Source organism: Pseudoduganella sp. HUAS MS19, from assembly GCF_053615455.1.
On the sequence record NZ_CM132133.1, the window covers coordinates 4,066,758 to 4,084,744 of the forward strand.

Consider the following 17,987-nt stretch of genomic DNA (forward strand, 5'->3'; position numbering starts at 1 on the left):
GACCAAAAGCGGGCCAGGCCGCACTACCAGGTGGGCATTGGCAAAGTCAGCAGCCTGAACGTCCTGGGCCGGGCAGGTTTATCCTTGCATTCATCGCCGTCGTCGCTAAGCAGGTGCATGGCCTTGCGGCCGGCATCGAGCATCAGCGCTTCCGGCCGAAATCCGGGCGGAACATCAACATGCAGACGCACCGGCTGCAGGCCCTCGCGCCAGCGGTAAAGCGCAAACTTGCCCTTACCGGCCGCTCCGGCGACGATGATGTATTCGGACTTTCCCGGAACCAGTTCCATGCTGCGGATACCAAGTCCGCCAAGATCGATTTCAATCGGCGTGCCGAAGTCCGGAGCTGTGGGCGACTCGGCCACCAGTTGTGACGGGTTCTTCAACGGCACGACCAGCGCGCGGCCATGCGGTATGGGGTTCCTGAAACCGATCAACACGCTGCCATCCGGCCTGACAGCCAAGCCTTCGATGCTCAGCCCTTCGCTCGATTCCGGCGGATTTCTCGCTTTGGCTTCGAGACCATATGCCTGGCCGATATCGTTGGTAAGCAGCTGGGTGATCTCCTTACTTGCCTTGCCAGCTGCGTGCACCACAACACCGTCAGCGCCATTGGCGACATCAGTAGCAAAGAATCGCCGCCGAGCCGGCCGCTCCTCTCCGTCTTTACTGGCACCATGCGACGCAATCCAGTAAATGCGGTCGCCAATGCGCGCGGCACCTTCGATATCGGCTTCCTTCTTGCCGCCCAAGAGCGGTGCCAGATCCACCCTTACCGGTTCCCCTGACGCCGCAATACTATAGATGCGCAGGACGTTGTCCTCATCGTCCGCAACAACAAACCTGTCCTTATCCAGCATGACCGCAGCCGATGCATCGCATAGCCCGTGATACACGACCGGCGCAGCGGTTGCGGAAACGGAGGCCGCACAGGCCAAAACGCACAAGCAAGGCAAGAAATCACGTTGGCGCATGGGATGTCTCCGGAAGATCAGTTGGTTGGCTTGTAATCGCTGCGCGGCTCCGAAGTCCCCTCGGCGGGGGCTTCGGTCGACTTCGATGTAGAGCCTTGTGCCGGGATCTTCAGTGCGACATACGTACCTGCACTGATGCCCATCAACGTCAACAATGAAGTGTCGAACTCGGGCATGATCAGCATCGACACCACGTCGTACAGGAACAGCAGTCCCAGCGTGGCAGTCATGACCAGCATCTGGAACCTGTGGATTGCAATACCGTTCTCATCCGACAGCAATTCGACGAGGAACTTGCCCCGTTCGCCGCAGTCGTAGGTGCGCGCCCCGCTGACCCCGTTGGAAGCGACCGAAGTCACCGTCGATATGCCAAGCAACATCAACGCTTGCGGGCTCAGCGAAGGCGTTTCCCCCGTTACCAGCCACAGGAAGACGAATGATGCAAAAATAATGGCAAACCACCACGTCATCTGGGTCTTTGCCAGGCTGAACGTACGCTTCTCCAGTGGCGTGCCCCTCGGCGCCGGATCACGCAGCAGGGCCGACTTCGCTCCCAGATAGATGAGCAATAACCAAATCCAGACCACAAACGTCACCACCATCGGCGCCCAGCTCTTGAAGATGCGCAGCGACGCCCGGTGCTCGGCAATGGCGAGCGACTGGACCGTGTTGTCTTCGCGGGTCCATCGAATATCGTAGTCCAGCTCACGGCCGGCCAGCACCGTTTCCAGCGGCGAGCCGGTAATGGTGCTCCAGACGGCTTCATCGGCCGCGGGAGAAAGCTTTTTCGCGGACTTGTCATGCCGCAGGAAGAATGACATGGTGTGGCGCCGGTCATCGCAGCCAATCGCTGAAAGCCCCGTGTCCATCCCCTGCACATACAAGCCGACCTTGGACAGTGCCGCGATGTCGCTGCACTTCGTACTTGGCAGCACATTCAACTGGACCACCCTGTTGATCTGGAGGGTCGGCGGGCCCAATGCGGCCAGGTGGCCGCGGTAAGCCAACGTGGCGAAAAGGCCGATGGCAAACAGGGCGAGCGTCGCCATCAGCAAGCGGCCCATTTCCTTGGAAAGTTTCATTGCAGCGCTCCTAGGCAGGTGTCAGGAACAGGTCGAGGTTGGCGGTCGCCGGATTTCCGTCGGGACGACCTTCGAATTTCTGGATGAGCGTTATGCCGTCGTTGCTGATTTCACGCTGTGCCATATTCGCTCCACATACTTGGAAAATAGAAGGAGCAATTTTTCAGCGCGGCTTGCGGCATGTCAATATATTTTTAATTTGATAATAATTGTGGCGTTCGCCGATGTGCTTGCGCCTGGCGGCGGAAGCGATGGATGGTCTGACAAGCCTTGAAGAAGGGTATCCCATCGACTTACCGCAGTCACTCGTTAAGCAGGCCGGTAGGACGGCAACCGGCGCAACAGGTCCACGTGGCATTTGATTCTCGCCTTGCTATTTCAGGCGTAACAGCTGTGTATCACTATGCTCCCCGCTTGTGCTGAGGATCCGGACAAAGCCCGACACGGCAGAATTGTTCGCGACGCGCTGCACGCTTAAGGAGTTCGTCTGCACGCCAGGGCCGGAAACGACGTAGGAAAGTGTGCCGTCCGCATCGTTCAACTGCGCGCGCGTGCCCTGCACCCGCGCGCCGCTGCCGATCACTTGTCCAGGCATCATGAGCGGGGAAAGCAGCTTTTCGCCTGCCTCCGGCAATCGCGACAGGGAAGTGATTGCAAGCTGATCACGACCGTTATCGAGCAGTAATCCGACATACGGTTTGCCATCAATGTAGAGAGACAAGCGCACCGCGCGCGCGTCGCCCGTGTCTGGCTGCCCGACGCTGGCAAATGTATCCAAGCCATTCACCTTGTAGGTTTGTCCGTCATATTGATAGCGGAAATCGGTACCGTCCAACGGCAGGTCTCGCGACTGGAGCAGGATGCCTTCCGCAGTCTGCAGATAGGCCGAAACCGATGCAATCTCATCAGGTAACTCAACACTTCCAAGGAGCACGCCATCTTTGGCGGACACAATTATCTGGCCGGGTTTGCACGTCACCCCGACGATGCATCCACCGGTGCCGCTGGCTACCACCGTGGTCCGTTCGGTAGCGCTGACCGGGGTGGCGAAGCTGCTGACGATGGCGCCATATTTTGCGAGGAAGGGACGGGAAGCGGAGCCCGTCACCATAGCCGATGCGGTATTGATCGTGCCGCTGATACTGCCCTTCGATGTGAAGGCCGGCACCACCATGCTGAGCCCAGTTGCGCTCGGAACCAGAGCGTTCCGCGAATAAAGCACCGCACTGGCATACTCACTCAACGTTGAATCGATAAGCGAATTGGTGCTGGCGCCGATATTCTCTGCCCGCAGCAATTCGAGAAACTGACGCACATCCACGTCGTAACGGAAATTTTGATCCAGGAACGAGCCAAACGGGTAAGAACGCTTCCTGGCATTGGCAATGCGCTTCTTCACTTCATTGCCAGCGGCATCGGCTGTCAGCAATGTCGTCAGGCGGTTGAGCAATTCCTCGTACCGGGAAAAGTAGGATTGTGCCTTGGCGAGGTCGATCACCGAGATGGTCTTTCTGAGTCCAACGGACGGTGCCCTGGCAATGTAGGAATCTGCCAGGGCCTTGGCCACCGCGACGGTCGCGCCTGGCGATGTTTTCAAGTTCCTCAGCTGCCCGAAGTCCCAGTTGGAGTATCCTCCCGACCAGCCGATCTCCTCTGATGCAAGCAGTACCTTAGCCGCACCCGCCATTTCCTGCGCCACGATCGATGTGGCCAGCAAACATGTGTCCAGTCCCAACAGGTCCAGTTTGATCCCCGTCCGTTTGATCACCGAAGCGATATCCTGCGGCGAAAGCTGCCGCGATGGATCGCGGTCGTCCTGACCATAGACGCCCAGCCCGCCGTGGTTCACCAGGATCAAGTGGTAATGGTTGGCAGGAAAGCGCGTAATGGCCGCATTGACAAAGTCTTCAAGTTCAGCCGTCGTCGTCATCAGCGATGTCGCCCTGACTGGAAGAGCTTCGAAGCCGCCCTGGTTGCTTATCCTGAAGCGGCTGTTGTCCCGGTACCCGCCGCTGCCGCCGCCAGTCTGGACGACGATATTGAAGTCTTGCGTCGATCCGACCGACCGGAGCTCGTTTAGTAGGTCGTCCGTTCCCGCGGAAAGGTTGGAGACGACGGAGTACACCATCAGGGTTGTTTTCGACGACGTAAGCGGGAGATCCGCGGGCGGCTTATCCGGACCATTATTCCCGCCACCACTGCACGCCCCCAGCACCAGCGCAATCATGATGATCAGTGATTGCTTAAGTCCAAAAAATGTCTTCACCACGTTCTCCCGGCTGGAACCACCGTTCCATTCTCCTTGGTTCGCCAGTGGTGCCGTTGATACCGATCAAACGCAGGCTTGAATGCGCTGGATTATGCAACGGGAGTATGGTTGGACTCGCTGTCCAGGCCGGTGCCTGGTCTGTCATTCGGACACGCTTGACGCACTATTGATACCTGCCGGAACTTTCTCAGCCAAAAGAGACCTCCCCTAGCCGAGCAAAGTACACACCCGGCGTCTGAATGACAGACTTGGCACCGGCTTTTAGCCACGCTTACGCCATTCGATCAGCTCGGCAATCGTGAGGATCGGCATGCCATGCAAGCGGGCGAATTGTTCGATGGCTTCGCCGCGCATCATGGTGCCGTCGGGATTCATCAACTCGCACAGTACCGCCGACGGCGCCAGGCCCGCGAGGCTTGCCAGGTCGACCGATCCTTCGGTATGGCCGGCGCGCATCAGCACCCCGCCTGGCGTGGCGCGCAATGGGAATACATGACCGGGGCGCACCACGTCTTCCGGACGCGCATTCGGCGCTGCGGCAGCGCGTATGGTGGCGACGCGGTCGGCGGCGGACACGCCGGTCGTCACGCCATGGCGTGCTTCGATGGAGACCGTGAACGGCGTGCCGTATTTGCTGCCGTTGTCGGCGGCCATCGGCGGCAGCTCGAGGTCGCGCACCTTGTCGGCGGTAAGACACAGGCACACGATGCCGCTGCATTCGCGGATCAGCAGGGCCATGGTTTCGACCGTCAGGCGGTCGGTGGCGACGATCAGGTCGGCCTCGTTCTCGCGGTCGAAATCGTCCAGCAGTATCACTGGGACGCCGGCCCGCATGGCTGCCAGCGCCGCATGCATGCGGGCTTCGAGATCGGTACTTTGAAGGGTCAGTTCAGGGGACAACATAGGAAACGCTCCTCGCTAAAGTTAACGAAAAACGCTCCAGGGCAAGCGAATAGGCGCGGCCGCCCGTGCCGCCAAGGCGGACCGGGAACACGCGCAACAGCGCACATCTTCTTTCATCCGGACTATACCGTCGGCCCTGGAGTCGCACCAGGTCTGCTGACCCTACCCGATACCGCCAGGCAGGCGCTCGCGGGCTTGAACGTTGCCGTTCTTACCGCCGGTGGGGAATTGCACCCCGCCCCGAAGACGTATTTTTTGCCTGCAGGTGCAGGCGGCGGGATTCTAACAGTCTTTTTGAAAACCGGTAAACCTGGGTCTGACCCGTAGGGTCAGACCCAGTCAGCTCACCTGCTGCGGGTTGCGGTTGTGCGCCAACTAATGCTACAAGTTTACCGTTTTAGCCAACGGTACCGATGATGGAAACTTCGCGATTCTCCGGCACCTCGTTATACGACAGGACATGCAGCCCCGGAGCAAACAGCCGCGCGTACCTTGCCAGCAGCGGCCGAATCTGCGGCAGCACCAGCAGCAGCGGCGGTGTCGCCTGCTGTTTCATCTGCTCGCGCGCCACCGGCATATTCACCTGCAGCTGCGCCAGCAGATGCGGATCGATCGGATAATTGTCCAACACCACCTTACCGGACTGGCGCGCCTGGTTCAGGGACCCAAGCAGCATGTTCTCCAACTCCCCGCCCAGGTTAAAGGCCAGCATCTCCGTCTTCTGCCCGAACAGGCCGGACACAATCTGGCGCCGCAGCGCGCAGCGCACTTCTGCGGCCAGCAGGATCGGGTCCTTGGTGGTCTCGGATGAATCGAGCAAGGTGGTGGCGATCGGTACGATGTCCTTCAGCGACACCGATTCCTGCAGCAACACACGGAACACGCGCAGCAACTGTGTATGCGTCAGGGCCTTGTCCAGCGAACCGGCCAGCTTGGGCGACAGCGCGGTCAGGCGCTCCATCAGCGCCGCCACGTCTTCATGTCGGAACAGCTCCGGCAGGTACTCGCGAATCAGCTTCGACACGTGGGTTGCGATCGCACTTGGCGCCTCCACCACCTGGTAGCCCAGGCCCAGCGCATGCGCCTTGTCCTTGGCTTCGATCCAGGTCACGGGCATGCCGTAGGCCGGCTCCACGCCGGGGATGCCGTCGATCTGGCCGTACACGTTCGGCGAAGGAATCGCCATCAGGCGGTCGGCAAACACCTCGGCCAGCGCAATCGCGGAGCCACCCAGCACCACGGAATACTGGGTCGGCTTCAGGCCCAGGTCGTCGCGCACATGAATCTGCGGCAGCACCATACCCATGGCCTCCGACAAGCTTTGGCGCACGCCGCGCAGGCGCTTGGTCAGTACTTCGCCATGCGCCTTGTCGATCATGCCCACCAGCTTGTAGCCCAGGGATACCTGCAGCGGCTGCACCACAGGCAGCGATTGCCATTCCAGCTCCGGCACCTTCTCTTCGCGCAGCGCCGCCTCGATGGCGGCGATATTGTCGACCACCGGCGCGCCCTGGCGCTGGTACAGGCGCCAGCCCACATAGCCCAGAACCGCGGCAAACGTGAGGAAGCTCAGCTTCGGCATGCCCGGCACCAGGCCGATGATCACCATCACGGCCGCGGCGCTGAACAGCACGTTCGGCGATGCCAGCAACTGTTGCCCCACCTGCGATTCGAAATCGCTGCCTTCCGTCTCCGATACGCGGGTCACGATGATCGCCGCGGCAGCGGACAGCAGCAGCGCCGGGATCTGCGCCACCAGGCCGTCGCCGATGGTCAGCAGCGCATACTGGCGGAACGCGTCGCCAAAGCTCATGTCCTGCATCACGGTACCGATGGCGACGCCGCCAACGATATTGATGATCAGGATCAGGATCGAGGCGATCGCGTCGCCGCGCACGAACTTGGCCGCGCCATCCATGGCGCCGTAGAAATCGGCTTCCGTCGCCACTTCCTTGCGGCGCTGGATCGCTTTTTCCTGGTTGATCAGTCCGGCATTCAGGTCGGCGTCGATCGCCATCTGCTTGCCCGGCAAGGCGTCCAGGGTGAAGCGCGCCGACACTTCGGAGATACGTTCGGCGCCCTTGGTCACCACGGCGAAGTTGATGATCATCAGGATCACGAACACCACCATGCCGACCACGTAGTTGCCGCCGATGACCACGTGGCCGAAGGCTTCGATCACCTTACCGGCGGCGTCCGTGCCCTCGTGGCCATGCAGCAGCACCACCCGGGTCGAGGCCACGTTCAGCGTCAGCCGCATCAGCGTGGTGGCCAGGATCACCGTCGGGAATACCGAAAAGTCCAGCGGCCGCTTGGCGTTCACGCTGACCAGGATCACGATCAGGGCCAGGACGATATTGAAAGTGAACAGGACGTCCAGCAGGATAGGTGGCAATGGCAGGATGATCATCGCCAGGATCGCCAGCAGGAATACCGGCGTGGCAAGTTTGTGGCGTCCCGCTTCTGCGAACAAGCCCTTCAGGAAATTCATGTCGTTGCTGCCTCACTCATGGAAGTTGGAACCGGTACCTGCGCCGCTTCCAGCGGATTGGGCTGCGATGGACGGCGCCCTTCACGGAACGCCTTCAGCTGCAGCACATAATGCAGGACCATGGAAACAGCCTGGTACAACTGCACGGGAATCTGCTGGTTGACCTGGCTGGTATTGTAAATTGCGCGCGCCAGCGGCGGCAGCGAAAGCACGTCAATCCCGTGCTCCTGCGCCAGCCGCTTGATATACAGCGCCATCTCGTCGACGCCCTTGGCCAGCACGAACGGCGCCTCGGCGCGCTTCTCGTCGTATTTGAGCGCCACCGCATAGTGCTCCGGGTTGACGATCACCACGTCGGCGCCCGGCACGATCTTGCGCGCGGCGCGTTCGGCCAGGGCGCGCTGCAGCTGGCGGATGCGCTGCCGCACTTCAGGGCGTCCTTCCTGCGTCTTGTATTCTTCCTTGAGCTCCTGCTTGGACATCTTCTGCTGCTCGGCGAAGAAATAGGCCTGGGCCGGCACGTCGATGATGGCAAAGATGATGAACACGGCCACCATCGCCATCACGCCATTTAGCATCTGGTTGGCGCCCGCGATCATGGCTTCATTCAATCCCAGCCCCTGCAGGCGCGTATATTCGTTGACCGTGCTGGTGCCGATATGCACCAGCACCCAGCCCAGCACCGCCGCCTTGCCGATCGATACCAGCAGCTCGAAGCCGTGCTTCTTGGAGAACAGGCGGCCCAGGTTGGTCACCGGATTGAAGCGTTCGAACTTGGGCTGGAAGTTCTTTGCACTCATCACCCAGCCGCCCGGCACCATGGCGCCCAGCACGATGAACAGCGGCACCACGAACAGGGGCAGCACCATCTTTACCAGCAGCAGCGCGGAACTGAGCCATACCGTGCTCATGACGTTTTCCAGCGCGCCCTCGCCTTCCAGCGGCGCAAACGCCTGGTGGAAGATTTCGCGGAAATCGAGCAGGTAGGCCGGCAGCATGAACACGAACAGCTTGAGCGACACCAGGATCCCGATCGCCGTCGCCAGGTCGCGCGAACGCACCACCTGGCCTTCCTGGCGGGACTTCTTCAGCTTCTGCGCTGAAGCCTTCTCTGACTTGTCGCCGCCGCTGTCGTCAGCCATGGGGCACCATCTGTTGCTGGATCATGTCGAGCACGCGGGTCGACATGCGGATGTAATGCTGCGGGATGAAACGCACCACCTGGCCCAGCATCAACAGGCCGAAAATGGTAATCACCGAAAAGCCCAATGCAAACAGGTTCAAGGTCGGCGCTACGCGGTTCAGGAAGCCGAAACCGAGCTGCACCACCAGCGCCGAGAACACCACCGGTATCGCCAGCAGCAGGGCCGCCGCGAAAATCCACGCCACATTCCAGGCCACGGTCTGCAGCAGCAACGCCGGGTAGCCGCCGCCCAGCGGCCAGGCCTTGAAGCTGGCGCCGATCACGCCGGCCAGGACCAGGTGGCCGTCGATGGAAAAGAATATCACGATGGCCAGCATGGTCAGCAGCGCCGACACCACGTCGGACATGGTGCCATTGGTCGGGTCGTTCATGACCGCCATCGAGAAGCCCACCTGGCTCGACACCAGGTAGCCCAGCACGGCGATCACCGACATGGAAAAATGGAAGGCCAGGCCAAGCACGCCGCCGATCACGGCTTGCTCCAGGGTGACGGCGATGCCCTGCACGGAAATCGGGTCGATGCCCTGCACCACCTGTCCTTCGGTCAGCGGCAGCATGATGATCGCCAGCACCAGCGACACCAGGATGCGCACGGTCACCGGCACCATCAGCTCGCCCAGCACGGGCGCCGCGCTCAGCATGGCCATGCAGCGCACGAAGGGCCACCAGATTGCCGTCAGCCACACCAGGAGGTTTGCCAGGACTTGTTCCATGGCGCGCTACCCGACCAATGTTGCCGCACGCTGGAAAATCGAAACGCAATAATCCATCAGGTAGCTGGACATCCAGCGCCCGGTCATCACGATGGCCAGCAGGGTGACCAGCAGGCGCGGCAGGAAACTCAGCGTCTGTTCATTGATCTGCGTGGCGGCCTGCACCAGCGCCACCAGCAGGCCCGCCACCAGCCCTGGCACCACCAGCACCATGACCATGATCATTACGATATGCAGGGCCTCGACGATCAGGTCGACGGCCACGTCGGGCGTCAGCATCGCTTTGTCACCTAATAGGCCTGTATGCTCGTCACGAGCGTATTCACGGTCAAGGTCCAGCCATCGACCAGCACGAACAGCAGCAGCTTGAACGGCAGCGAAATCACCAGTGGCGACAGCATCATCATACCCATGGCCATCAGCACCGACGACACCACCAGGTCGATGATCAGGAAGGGAATGAACAGCAGGCAGCCGATCTGGAACGCCGTCTTCAGTTCCGACAGGACGAAGGCAGCCAGCTTGACGGTGAAGGCATGATCGGCCGGATTGGTGATCGCGCCCTCGCCCGCCAGGTGGGCAATCTGGCGCAGCGACGCCTTGCTGGTCTGGGCCAGCATGAAGCGCGCAATCGGCTTCTCGGCGATTTTCAGCGCATCCTGCAGGCCGATCTTGTCCTGGTCGTAAGGCACGAAGGCATCGCGCCAGACGGCGTCGCCGATCGGCTTCATGACCAGCAAGGTCAGGATCAGCGCCACGCCGGTGATAATCCGGTTGGGCAAGCCCTGCTGCAGGCCGAGGGCCGAACGCAGCAGCGAGAGCACGATGACGAAACGGGTAAAGCTGGTCATCATCATCACCATGACGGGCAGCAAGCCCAGCAGGGTCATGATGATCAGGATCTGCATCTTCACCGACAAGTCGGTCTTGGCGCCGGGCACCACCCCGGCCAGCAAATCCTGCGCCCACGCGGGCGCGCAGGCACATAGCAGCACTGCCCCGGCCGCCAGGCCGGGTACCAGGCGGCGCCCGGTCATGGCGCCATCATGTCGAGGTTCAACCCGTCCAGATCGATGACCTTGAGGCCGTAATTTTCGCCGGCCACCACCACCTCGGCGCGGCCGATCGCGGTGCCGTTGACCTTGATGGTCAACGGTTCGCCGGCCAGCATGTCCAGTTCCACCACGCTGTCCGGGCCGATCTGCATCAGGTCTTGCAGCGACAGGCGGGCCGAACCCACTTCCAGCGTCAGCGTGACGGGAATCTTGCGCATCATGGCCGGCAGGTCGCGCCGGCCGGCACGCGGCGCCGGCACATCGCTCAGATCCTGCGATACCTGGTCGATGATCATTTCTTCCGACATATCGTCCAGCATCGAATCGTTGGAACCGTTCGGGTTATTCATCATATTCATTCGATATCTTCAAAAGAGGTTAAGCAGAGTTTGCCCTTGTGCTCAGTGACCGCAGCTGTAAACAGGCGGGATTCTTCGAGCATAACGTCTGCCCTGTGCAGGCTGATCGGGATGACATCGCCTACACGCAGGTCGAACATGGCGCCCAGCGTGGTTTCCTTGGAAACCAGGCGGCCGCTCAGGCCAACCTGGAGCCGCGCCGCCAGCGGCCCCGGATGCTTGTTGCTCTTCTTGCCGGCATCGCGCGCGGGCATCAGGCCGCCCAGCACATTGCCCATCACTTGCTTGTCGAGCGCGAACCAGGCCCTGCCCTGCAGTTCGCCATCGCTCAGCGCAACAGTAATGACCCAGCTTCCCTTGCCGGGCTGGGTGCCGCTGCCGGCCTTGATGCTTTCTTCTTCGCCAAGTTGCTGGCCGCCATCGGGCAGGTTACTTTCAATGCGCGCGGCCAGAATGCTCACCAACTGTTGCCCCAGCACCACAGCCAGGCGCTCTTCGGTAGCGGTAACGCGCACTGCCTGTTCGTCAACAGCGGCCTCGGCGCGGCTGGCGCGCCCATAACGGTAATTCAATACCCCCAGGAGTATCTTACGCTCCAGCGCAAAACCCAGTTGCCCGGATGGCGCCGTGAAGCCCAGCCAGCGCTGGCGCGCCTCGCTGCCCTCGAGACGGCTGAAGGCGACATCGTCGACCTGGAAAGTACCCCAGTAGCGCCGGTGCACATTCAGGCGCATGGCCTGGGCCAGGTCGTCGCGCAACTGCGCGGCAAACTCGGGCAGCCGGTGCACCGGCCGCCCCAGCAAGCAAGGGTCAAGTACTTCGTATCGCACAGTGCTTTGAGAGGTAGTCATAGTTGGCCATCCGTCTGCTGCCATCCTAGCGCAAAGTTCTCCGCTCAGGATGATCTTGGAAGCGTAGAATAACTCAAATCCCCCAGTATTGCCATGAATCAAGTATCTCTTCGGTCAAAAAGACTTTACATAAAAGTTTCCACAGAGTAAGCTTCATTAGTGCAAGGTAACATCAGTTGGTTGCAAAAACTACCCTTAGTGCATGATTTATAAGAAGTTTTGCGATTTGTAAGCGGTTGTTACGATCCCGAAATCGGGTTACTATGCATGTTCCCGTACGGCACCATTTAACATTTAGTCCAGATTGCTGGTTAATAGCTGGAAGTTAATCATGTTGCAGTATTGGTAACGAAAGCGCGCCCTGACGCAACCAACCTGAGGTGATTTATGGCAAATGAATTCGCCGGCCTGATCAAGGCCGACCTGGCATCCCTGAACAACGCGGCCGCAGAGCTCGCCCAGCAAGCCAACGTCATCGCACCGGCCGCCCAGTTCAATGCGCCGCAGGCCGGTGCCGCCTTCTCCTTTGCCCAGACGATGCAAGACGCCATTGCCGGCGTCAATGCGCAAGACCTGGATGCCGGTCAAAAGATGGCCGATGTCGATGCCGGCCGCAGCGACGACCTGGTGGGCGCCATGCTGGCCAGCCAGGAAGCGAGCCTGTCGTTCCAGATGCTGATGCAGGTGCGCAACAAGGTAATGGGCGCGGTCGATGAATTGATCAAGCTTCCGCTGTAAGCTGTTGTTTCCGCCTTCCCTTTCGAAAGACCTGACGTGATTGCTAACCTCAAGTCCGCCCTCGGACGCTGGCGGGGCGCTGCGGCACCAGTGCTGCCGCCTGCTGTCCTGAAGAACCTGTACCCCCTGCTGCTGCTGGCTGTCGGCGTGACGGCGCTGGTGCTGATGGTCCTGTGGAAGGACCAGAGCGGCTACAAGCCGGTCTTCGGCCAGCGCGAAAAAGTCGCGACAGCGGACATGATGAGCGTGCTCGATACGGAAAAGCTTGCCTACCGCATCCATCCGGAAACCGGGCAGGTGCTGGTGCCGGAAGACCAGCTGGGCCGGGTGCGCATGCTGCTTGCCGCCAAGGGCGTGACCGCACAGCTGCCGGCCGGGCTCGAACTGATGGACAAGAGCGACCCGCTGGGCGTGTCGCAATTCGTGCAGGACGTGCGCTTCCGCCGCGGCCTGGAAGGCGAACTGGCGCAATCGATCATGACCCTCGATGCCATTGCGCATGCGCGCGTGCACCTGTCGATCGCCAAGTCCACCTCCTTCGTATCGAGTGATGGCGAGAAATCGTCGGCGTCCGTAGTTATCGCTACCAAAGCGGGACGCAGCCTGGCGCCCGAACATATCGCCGCCATCGTCAATATGGTGTCGGGCAGCGTTGCCTCGCTGAGCCCGGCGCGCGTGAGCCTGGTCGACCAGGCCGGCAACCTGCTGTCCTCGCACGTCGACCTGAGCGAAGCCTTCGATGCCTCCACTGCCAGCAACGAAAACGCCAGGCGCCAGCAGGAAGAAATCCGCGCCAACATCAAGGGCCTGCTGGGTCCGATCGTCGGCGACAGCAATTTCCGCGTCAGCGTGACGGCCGATGTCGACAACGACAAGGTCGAAGAAACCGTTGAAAAATATGGCGCCGAGCCCAAGGTGACCAGCGAGGCCATGCGCGAGGAGCAGGACCGCAACCGCATCGCGATGGGCGTGCCGGGCACGCTGTCGAACCGTCCGCCGCAACAGCAGGCGGCCGATGCCGCGGCGGCCCAGGCCGCCGCACAAGGCGGTGCCGCCGCCGGCCAGGCCCCGGACGGCACGGCGCGCAAGAACGCCACCACGCGCCAGTACGCCTACGACCGCAGCATCACCCAGACCAAGCGCGCCCGCGGCCGCCTGGTGCGCCAGAACGTGGCCGTGGTGCTGGCGCATGCCGCGGCGCCCTTCCCCAAGACGGGCTGGAGCGCGCCGGAGATCGCCAACATCGACAAGGTGCTGCGCAACGGCCTGGGCATCAATGAAGAGCGCGGCGACAAGCTGGTGGTCAGCGCCATGAACTTCCCGGCCAAGGCGGCACCCCTGCCATGGTGGCAGGAACGCGACACGGTGGTCGATTCGGCCAACTGGCTCGGTTATGCGGTGGCGCTGCTGCTGGCTTACCTGCTGCTGGCCCGCCCGCTGCTGCGCCTGCTCAGCGCACGCTTCGCACCGGCCGCCCCGGCCCAGGGCGCCAAGCCGGCCCTGGCCGGCGCCGCCGCGCGCCAGGCCGAAGCCACGCCGATCGCGGGCACGGCCGGCGCCGTGCCGGGCGCCGCTGCCGCGGCGGCTGCACTAGGCTCTCCGGAAGCGCCGGCAGCGGCCAAGCCGGGCGCGCTGGAAGGCAGCCAGATGCCGGTGGTGCCGCTGCTGGAGAACTACGATTTGCCGCCGGCCGGCTCGCCGGTCGACGTGATGGTGGACCACCTCAAGGTACTGGCGGAAAAAGAGCCGGAACGCGTAGCCGAAGTCGTCAAACAATGGATGCAGAAAAATGGCCGACATCAACAATAACCAGGAACTGGACAACGAGCACAGCCTGAGCCCGGTCGAGCAAGCCGCCATCGTGCTGCTGTCGATCGGCGAAGAGCCGGCGGCCGCCGTGCTGCGCTGCCTGTCGCGCGAGGAATTGCTGGAAGTGACCCAGGTCATGTCGCGCATGAGCGGCATCAAGGTCGAGGCCGTGAAGAACGCCATGCAGACCTTCTTCGACGATTACCGCCAGCAGTCCGGCGTGCACGGCGCTTCACGCTCCTTCCTCAAGCGCTCGCTGGACCTGGCGCTGGGCGGCGATATCGCCAATACCGTGCTGAACAACATTTACGGCGACGAGCTGCGCCCGAAAATGGCGCGCCTGCAATGGGCCTCGCCGAAGTGGCTGGCCGACTACATCGCCAACGAACACGTGCAGATGCAGGCGGTGTTCCTGGCCTTCCTGCCGCCGGCGCTGGCCGGCCAGATCCTCGACGCGCTGCCGCTGGAAGGGCGCGACCTGGTGCTGCTGAACATGGCGCGCCTGGACGAGATCGACCGCGACCTGCTGCTGGAGCTGGACGAACTGGTAAACCGCTGCCTGTCCTCGTTCGACTCGCAGTCGACCAGCGTGGAAGGGGTGCGCCAGGTGGCCGAGATCCTGAACCGCCTGCCGGGCAACCGCGCCCAGATCGTCGAGCTGCTGCGCGCCCACGATCCGGAAGTGGTGGAACAGATCGAGATGCAGATGTACGACTTCCTGATCCTGTCGACCCAGACCGAAGTCACCCTCACCCGCATCATCGAGGAAGTGCCGCTCGAGCAGTGGGCCATCGCGCTCAAGGGCGCCGAACAGGCCATCCGCGATGCGGTGCTGAAGACCATGCCCAAGCGCCAGGCGCAATCGTTCGAAGACATGATGCGCCGCGCCGGTCCGGTGCCGATGTCGCGCATCGAGGCGACGCGCCAGGAAATCATGGCCACCGTGAAAGCGCTGGCCGATGCCGGCGAAGTGGAAGTGCAGCTGTTCGCTGAAACGGTGGTCGAGTGATGAAACAGTTCCGCCCTTATCGCTTCCCGCCCCTGCAGCAGTACGTGCACACGCACGGCGCCAACGGCCAGCGTGGCGCCGGGCAGGGCCATCTGGCCGACGCCGCGCAGTGGCAGGCGTCGGTCAGCGAAGGCTTCGAGCAGGGCCAGCGCGACGGCTACGAAATCGGCTTGCAGCGCGGCCAGGAAGACGGCTTCGAAGCGGGCCGCCAGCAAGGCGTCGAACTGGGCCGCGAAGAAGGCCGCCAGGAGACCCTGGTCGGCTTCGACCACCTGGCGCGCCCGGTGGACGGCATGCTCAAGTCGCTGAAGAAGCTGCGCGCCGATTACCGCGCGGCGCAGCGCAAGGAAGTGGTGGACCTGGTGGCCAAGGTGGCGCGCAACGTGATCCGCGCCGAACTGGCGCTGCAGCCGGTGCAGATCATGGCCCTGGTCGACGAGACCCTGGCCTCGATGCCGCCCACGCGCGACGAGATCGATGTCTACCTGAATCCGGAAGAAGTCAAACGCATCATGGAAGTCGATCCGAAGCGCGCCAAGCGCTGGAACCTGATCGGCGACGCCCGCCTCGACCTGGGCGAATGCCGCATCCGCGCCGGCGACAGCGAAGTCGATGCCGGCTGCCACCAGCGTCTTGCTGCTGTCATGGAACAGGTCGATAATCAGTTGCAGGCCGCCGATGGCGGTGACGACGCCGAGAGTGAAGAATGATTGCCGACGCACTGCGCAAACTGGAACTCGATGACGTACCGCTGGCCACCCCGACCGGGCGGCTGGTGGGGGCATCGGGCTTGCTGCTGGAGGCCACGGGTTGCAAGCTGCATACCGGCCAGCGTTGCCAGATCGAGACAGTCGATGGCGACTGGCTCGACGCGCAAGTGGTGGGTTTCCGCGAGAAGCTGACCTTCCTGATGCCGTTCAAGAAAGCAGCCGGCCTGACCACCGGCGCGCGCGTGCTGCCGTCCAATGAAAAGGGCAGCCTGCAGATCGGCGACAGCTGGCTGGGCCGCATGGTCAACGGCATCGGCGAAGCGATCGACGGGCTGGGCAAGCTGGGCGGCGAATATCCGCTCGACATGCAGCCGCCGCGCATCAACCCGCTGAAGAAGCAGCCGGTGGTCGACGCGCTCGACGTCGGCGTGCGCGCAATCAATAGCATGCTGACACTGGGCAAGGGCCAGCGCGTGGGCCTGATGGCCGGCTCCGGCGTCGGCAAGTCCGTGCTGCTGGGCTTGATCACGCGCCAGACCGTGGCCGACGTGGTGGTGGTGGGCCTGATCGGCGAGCGTTCGCGCGAAGTGCGCGAATTCATCGAAATGTCGCTCGGCCCGGAAGGCTTGAAGAAAGCCGTGCTGGTGATTGCGCCGGCCGACGAGTCGCCGCTGATGCGCATCATGGCTACCGAACTGTGCCACTCGATCGCGGCCCATTACCGCGACCAGGGCAAGAACGTGCTGCTGCTGGTCGACTCGCTGACCCGCTATGCGATGGCGCTGCGCGAAGTGGCGCTGGCGCTGGGCGAACCGCCGGCCACCAAGGGCTATCCGCCGTCGGTGTTTTCCGCCCTGCCGCAGCTGGTGGAATCGGCCGGCAATGGCGAGAACCCTTACGGCAGCATGAGCGCGATCTACACCGTGCTGGCCGAGGGCGACGACCAGCAGGACCCGGTAGTCGATACCGCGCGCGCCATCCTGGACGGCCACATCGTGCTGACGCGCGAGCTGGCCGAGCGCGGCCACTACCCGGCCATCAATATTGCCGCCTCGATCAGCCGCTGCATGAACCACGTGATCACGCGCGAGCACATGCTGGCTGCGCGCGCCCTGAAAGCGTCGATGGCGCGCCACGAAAGGGTGCGCGACCTGATCCCGCTGGGCGCCTATGTGCCCGGCGCCGACCCGGTGACCGACAAGGCAGTCAACCTGCATCCGCATATCGAAGAATTCCTGTGCCAGGGGACCAAGGAACCGGCCCCTTACGCTAACTGCATTGACCAACTTGAAAGGTTGATGGCATGACCACTACCACGATCCGCAGCCTGTCGACCCTGGTCGACATGCGCAGCAATGAAGTCGACAAACTGCAAACGGAAATGGCCGCCAAGGAAAGCGTGCGCGAGCGCTACAGGAAGACCCTCGACAAGCTGACCGACCTGTACCAGAGCAGCGGCGCCTCTGGCCGGCTGCCGATGGCGCTGGCCATCAATTGCGGCGATTACAAGCAAGGCGTGATGGCCATGGCCGACAGCCAGCGCCTGAACCTGCACATGCACGAGGCCGACATGGCCGTGTCGCAGCGCGCCCTGACCGCCGCCTACGTCAAGCGCGAAGTGCTGGGCCAGGTGCTCGAGCGCCACCAGGATGCCGCTGCCACGGCGCAGCGCGCACAGGAGCGCAAGCGGCATGACGAACTGGCAACCCAACTGTGGTACCGCGGACATAAATGAAAGGCTGAACCGAATATTTCATGAAGTCATCACTTTGGTCGCCTCTTACCTTGGTACACTTCATTTAATTTCTTCGGAGCACGAG

General features: G+C 62.2%; 17 protein-coding genes and 1 riboswitch. Of the genes, 6 read left to right on the forward strand and 11 right to left on the reverse strand.

The window, feature by feature from the left end; all coding sequences use genetic code 11:
* Nucleotides 1-23 precede the first annotated feature (23 nt).
* The 11 genes from ACWBU6_RS18335 to ACWBU6_RS18385 form a co-directional block, all read right to left on the reverse strand.
* A complete protein-coding gene (locus tag ACWBU6_RS18335; protein WP_452644831.1) occupies nt 24-974 on the reverse strand; it encodes a DUF3616 domain-containing protein in 951 nt (316 codons plus the stop codon).
* A gap of 17 nt (nt 975-991) precedes the next feature.
* Nucleotides 992-2,056, reverse strand: coding sequence for a hypothetical protein (locus tag ACWBU6_RS18340; RefSeq protein WP_452644832.1), 1,065 nt, complete (start codon nt 2,054-2,056; stop codon nt 992-994).
* A gap of 373 nt (nt 2,057-2,429) precedes the next feature.
* Nucleotides 2,430-4,322: a clostripain-related cysteine peptidase gene (locus tag ACWBU6_RS18345; protein ID WP_452644833.1), complete on the reverse strand. Its 1,893-nt coding sequence runs from the start codon at nt 4,320-4,322 to the stop codon at nt 2,430-2,432.
* A 264-nt stretch (nt 4,323-4,586) separates the two neighbouring features.
* Nucleotides 4,587-5,228 carry a 3,4-dihydroxy-2-butanone-4-phosphate synthase gene (ribB, locus tag ACWBU6_RS18350; RefSeq protein WP_452644834.1) on the reverse strand — a complete coding sequence of 214 codons (642 nt, stop codon included), beginning with the start codon at nt 5,226-5,228 and terminating at the stop codon, nt 4,587-4,589.
* Between the two features lie 101 nt (nt 5,229-5,329).
* Nucleotides 5,330-5,480, reverse strand: a riboswitch (FMN riboswitch).
* Between the two features lie 145 nt (nt 5,481-5,625).
* The gene (locus tag ACWBU6_RS18355) at nt 5,626-7,719 is read right to left on the reverse strand and encodes a flagellar biosynthesis protein FlhA (RefSeq protein ID WP_452644835.1); all 2,094 of its coding nucleotides are present in this window, start codon (nt 7,717-7,719) and stop codon (nt 5,626-5,628) included.
* Nucleotides 7,716-8,861: a flagellar type III secretion system protein FlhB gene (gene flhB / locus ACWBU6_RS18360; RefSeq protein WP_452644836.1), complete on the reverse strand. Its 1,146-nt coding sequence runs from the start codon at nt 8,859-8,861 to the stop codon at nt 7,716-7,718. The genes ACWBU6_RS18355 and flhB overlap by 4 nt, the downstream gene beginning before the upstream one ends.
* Nucleotides 8,854-9,636 carry a flagellar biosynthetic protein FliR gene (locus ACWBU6_RS18365; protein ID WP_452644837.1) on the reverse strand — a complete coding sequence of 261 codons (783 nt, stop codon included), beginning with the start codon at nt 9,634-9,636 and terminating at the stop codon, nt 8,854-8,856. The genes flhB and ACWBU6_RS18365 overlap by 8 nt, the downstream gene beginning before the upstream one ends.
* Nucleotides 9,637-9,642: 6 nt before the next feature.
* A complete protein-coding gene (fliQ, locus tag ACWBU6_RS18370; RefSeq protein ID WP_130311928.1) occupies nt 9,643-9,915 on the reverse strand; it encodes a flagellar biosynthesis protein FliQ in 273 nt (90 codons plus the stop codon).
* A gap of 11 nt (nt 9,916-9,926) precedes the next feature.
* A complete protein-coding gene (gene fliP / locus ACWBU6_RS18375; RefSeq protein WP_452644838.1) occupies nt 9,927-10,673 on the reverse strand; it encodes a flagellar type III secretion system pore protein FliP in 747 nt (248 codons plus the stop codon).
* Nucleotides 10,670-11,044, reverse strand: a complete 375-nt coding sequence (locus ACWBU6_RS18380; RefSeq protein ID WP_426172241.1) for a FliM/FliN family flagellar motor switch protein — start codon at nt 11,042-11,044, stop codon at nt 10,670-10,672. Before ACWBU6_RS18380 ends, fliP begins: the two co-directional genes overlap by 4 nt.
* Before the next feature lie 2 nt (nt 11,045-11,046).
* The gene (locus ACWBU6_RS18385) at nt 11,047-11,901 is read right to left on the reverse strand and encodes a FliM/FliN family flagellar motor switch protein (protein WP_452644839.1); all 855 of its coding nucleotides are present in this window, start codon (nt 11,899-11,901) and stop codon (nt 11,047-11,049) included.
* A gap of 387 nt (nt 11,902-12,288) precedes the next feature.
* Here ACWBU6_RS18385 and ACWBU6_RS18390 point away from each other — a divergent pair, with 387 nt between their 5' ends.
* The 6 genes from ACWBU6_RS18390 to fliJ are packed head-to-tail and all read left to right on the forward strand — an operon-like array spanning nt 12,289 to nt 17,902.
* Complete coding sequence (locus tag ACWBU6_RS18390; protein WP_452644840.1) at nt 12,289-12,639, forward strand: flagellar hook-basal body complex protein FliE; 351 nt, start codon at nt 12,289-12,291, stop codon at nt 12,637-12,639.
* A 36-nt stretch (nt 12,640-12,675) separates the two neighbouring features.
* Entirely contained in the window at nt 12,676-14,448 is a 1,773-nt protein-coding gene (fliF, locus tag ACWBU6_RS18395) for a flagellar basal-body MS-ring/collar protein FliF (protein ID WP_452644841.1), read from the forward strand.
* Nucleotides 14,429-15,457, forward strand: a complete 1,029-nt coding sequence (locus ACWBU6_RS18400) for a flagellar motor switch protein FliG (protein WP_452644842.1) — start codon at nt 14,429-14,431, stop codon at nt 15,455-15,457. The genes fliF and ACWBU6_RS18400 overlap by 20 nt, the downstream gene beginning before the upstream one ends.
* Nucleotides 15,457-16,167, forward strand: coding sequence for a flagellar assembly protein FliH (gene fliH / locus ACWBU6_RS18405; RefSeq protein WP_452644843.1), 711 nt, complete (start codon nt 15,457-15,459; stop codon nt 16,165-16,167). Before ACWBU6_RS18400 ends, fliH begins: the two co-directional genes overlap by 1 nt.
* Nucleotides 16,164-17,474 carry a flagellar protein export ATPase FliI gene (gene fliI, locus ACWBU6_RS18410; protein ID WP_452644844.1) on the forward strand — a complete coding sequence of 437 codons (1,311 nt, stop codon included), beginning with the start codon at nt 16,164-16,166 and terminating at the stop codon, nt 17,472-17,474. Before fliH ends, fliI begins: the two co-directional genes overlap by 4 nt.
* On the forward strand, nt 17,471-17,902 hold the full coding sequence (gene fliJ / locus ACWBU6_RS18415) for a flagellar export protein FliJ (protein WP_452644845.1): 432 nt from the start codon (nt 17,471-17,473) through the stop codon (nt 17,900-17,902). Before fliI ends, fliJ begins: the two co-directional genes overlap by 4 nt.
* Nucleotides 17,903-17,987 lie beyond the last annotated feature (85 nt).

What these genes read in the sequence shown, in the direction of transcription:
- fliH (WP_452644843.1), top strand. Translation starts at nt 15,457, where the DNA reads ATGAAACAGTTCCGCCCTTATCGCTTCCCGCCCCTGCAGCAGTACGTG.
- ACWBU6_RS18340 (WP_452644832.1), bottom strand. Translation starts at nt 2,056, where the DNA reads ATGAAACTTTCCAAGGAAATGGGCCGCTTGCTGATGGCGACGCTCGCC.
- ACWBU6_RS18380 (WP_426172241.1), bottom strand. Translation starts at nt 11,044, where the DNA reads ATGATGAATAACCCGAACGGTTCCAACGATTCGATGCTGGACGATATG.
- ACWBU6_RS18385 (WP_452644839.1), bottom strand. Translation starts at nt 11,901, where the DNA reads ATGACTACCTCTCAAAGCACTGTGCGATACGAAGTACTTGACCCTTGC.
- fliI (WP_452644844.1), top strand. Translation starts at nt 16,164, where the DNA reads ATGATTGCCGACGCACTGCGCAAACTGGAACTCGATGACGTACCGCTG.
- fliP (WP_452644838.1), bottom strand. Translation starts at nt 10,673, where the DNA reads ATGACCGGGCGCCGCCTGGTACCCGGCCTGGCGGCCGGGGCAGTGCTG.
- ACWBU6_RS18335 (WP_452644831.1), bottom strand. Translation starts at nt 974, where the DNA reads ATGCGCCAACGTGATTTCTTGCCTTGCTTGTGCGTTTTGGCCTGTGCG.
- ACWBU6_RS18400 (WP_452644842.1), top strand. Translation starts at nt 14,429, where the DNA reads ATGGCCGACATCAACAATAACCAGGAACTGGACAACGAGCACAGCCTG.
- fliQ (WP_130311928.1), bottom strand. Translation starts at nt 9,915, where the DNA reads ATGCTGACGCCCGACGTGGCCGTCGACCTGATCGTCGAGGCCCTGCAT.
- fliJ (WP_452644845.1), top strand. Translation starts at nt 17,471, where the DNA reads ATGACCACTACCACGATCCGCAGCCTGTCGACCCTGGTCGACATGCGC.
- ACWBU6_RS18390 (WP_452644840.1), top strand. Translation starts at nt 12,289, where the DNA reads ATGGCAAATGAATTCGCCGGCCTGATCAAGGCCGACCTGGCATCCCTG.
- ACWBU6_RS18355 (WP_452644835.1), bottom strand. Translation starts at nt 7,719, where the DNA reads ATGAATTTCCTGAAGGGCTTGTTCGCAGAAGCGGGACGCCACAAACTT.
- ACWBU6_RS18365 (WP_452644837.1), bottom strand. Translation starts at nt 9,636, where the DNA reads ATGGAACAAGTCCTGGCAAACCTCCTGGTGTGGCTGACGGCAATCTGG.
- ribB (WP_452644834.1), bottom strand. Translation starts at nt 5,228, where the DNA reads ATGTTGTCCCCTGAACTGACCCTTCAAAGTACCGATCTCGAAGCCCGC.
- flhB (WP_452644836.1), bottom strand. Translation starts at nt 8,861, where the DNA reads ATGGCTGACGACAGCGGCGGCGACAAGTCAGAGAAGGCTTCAGCGCAG.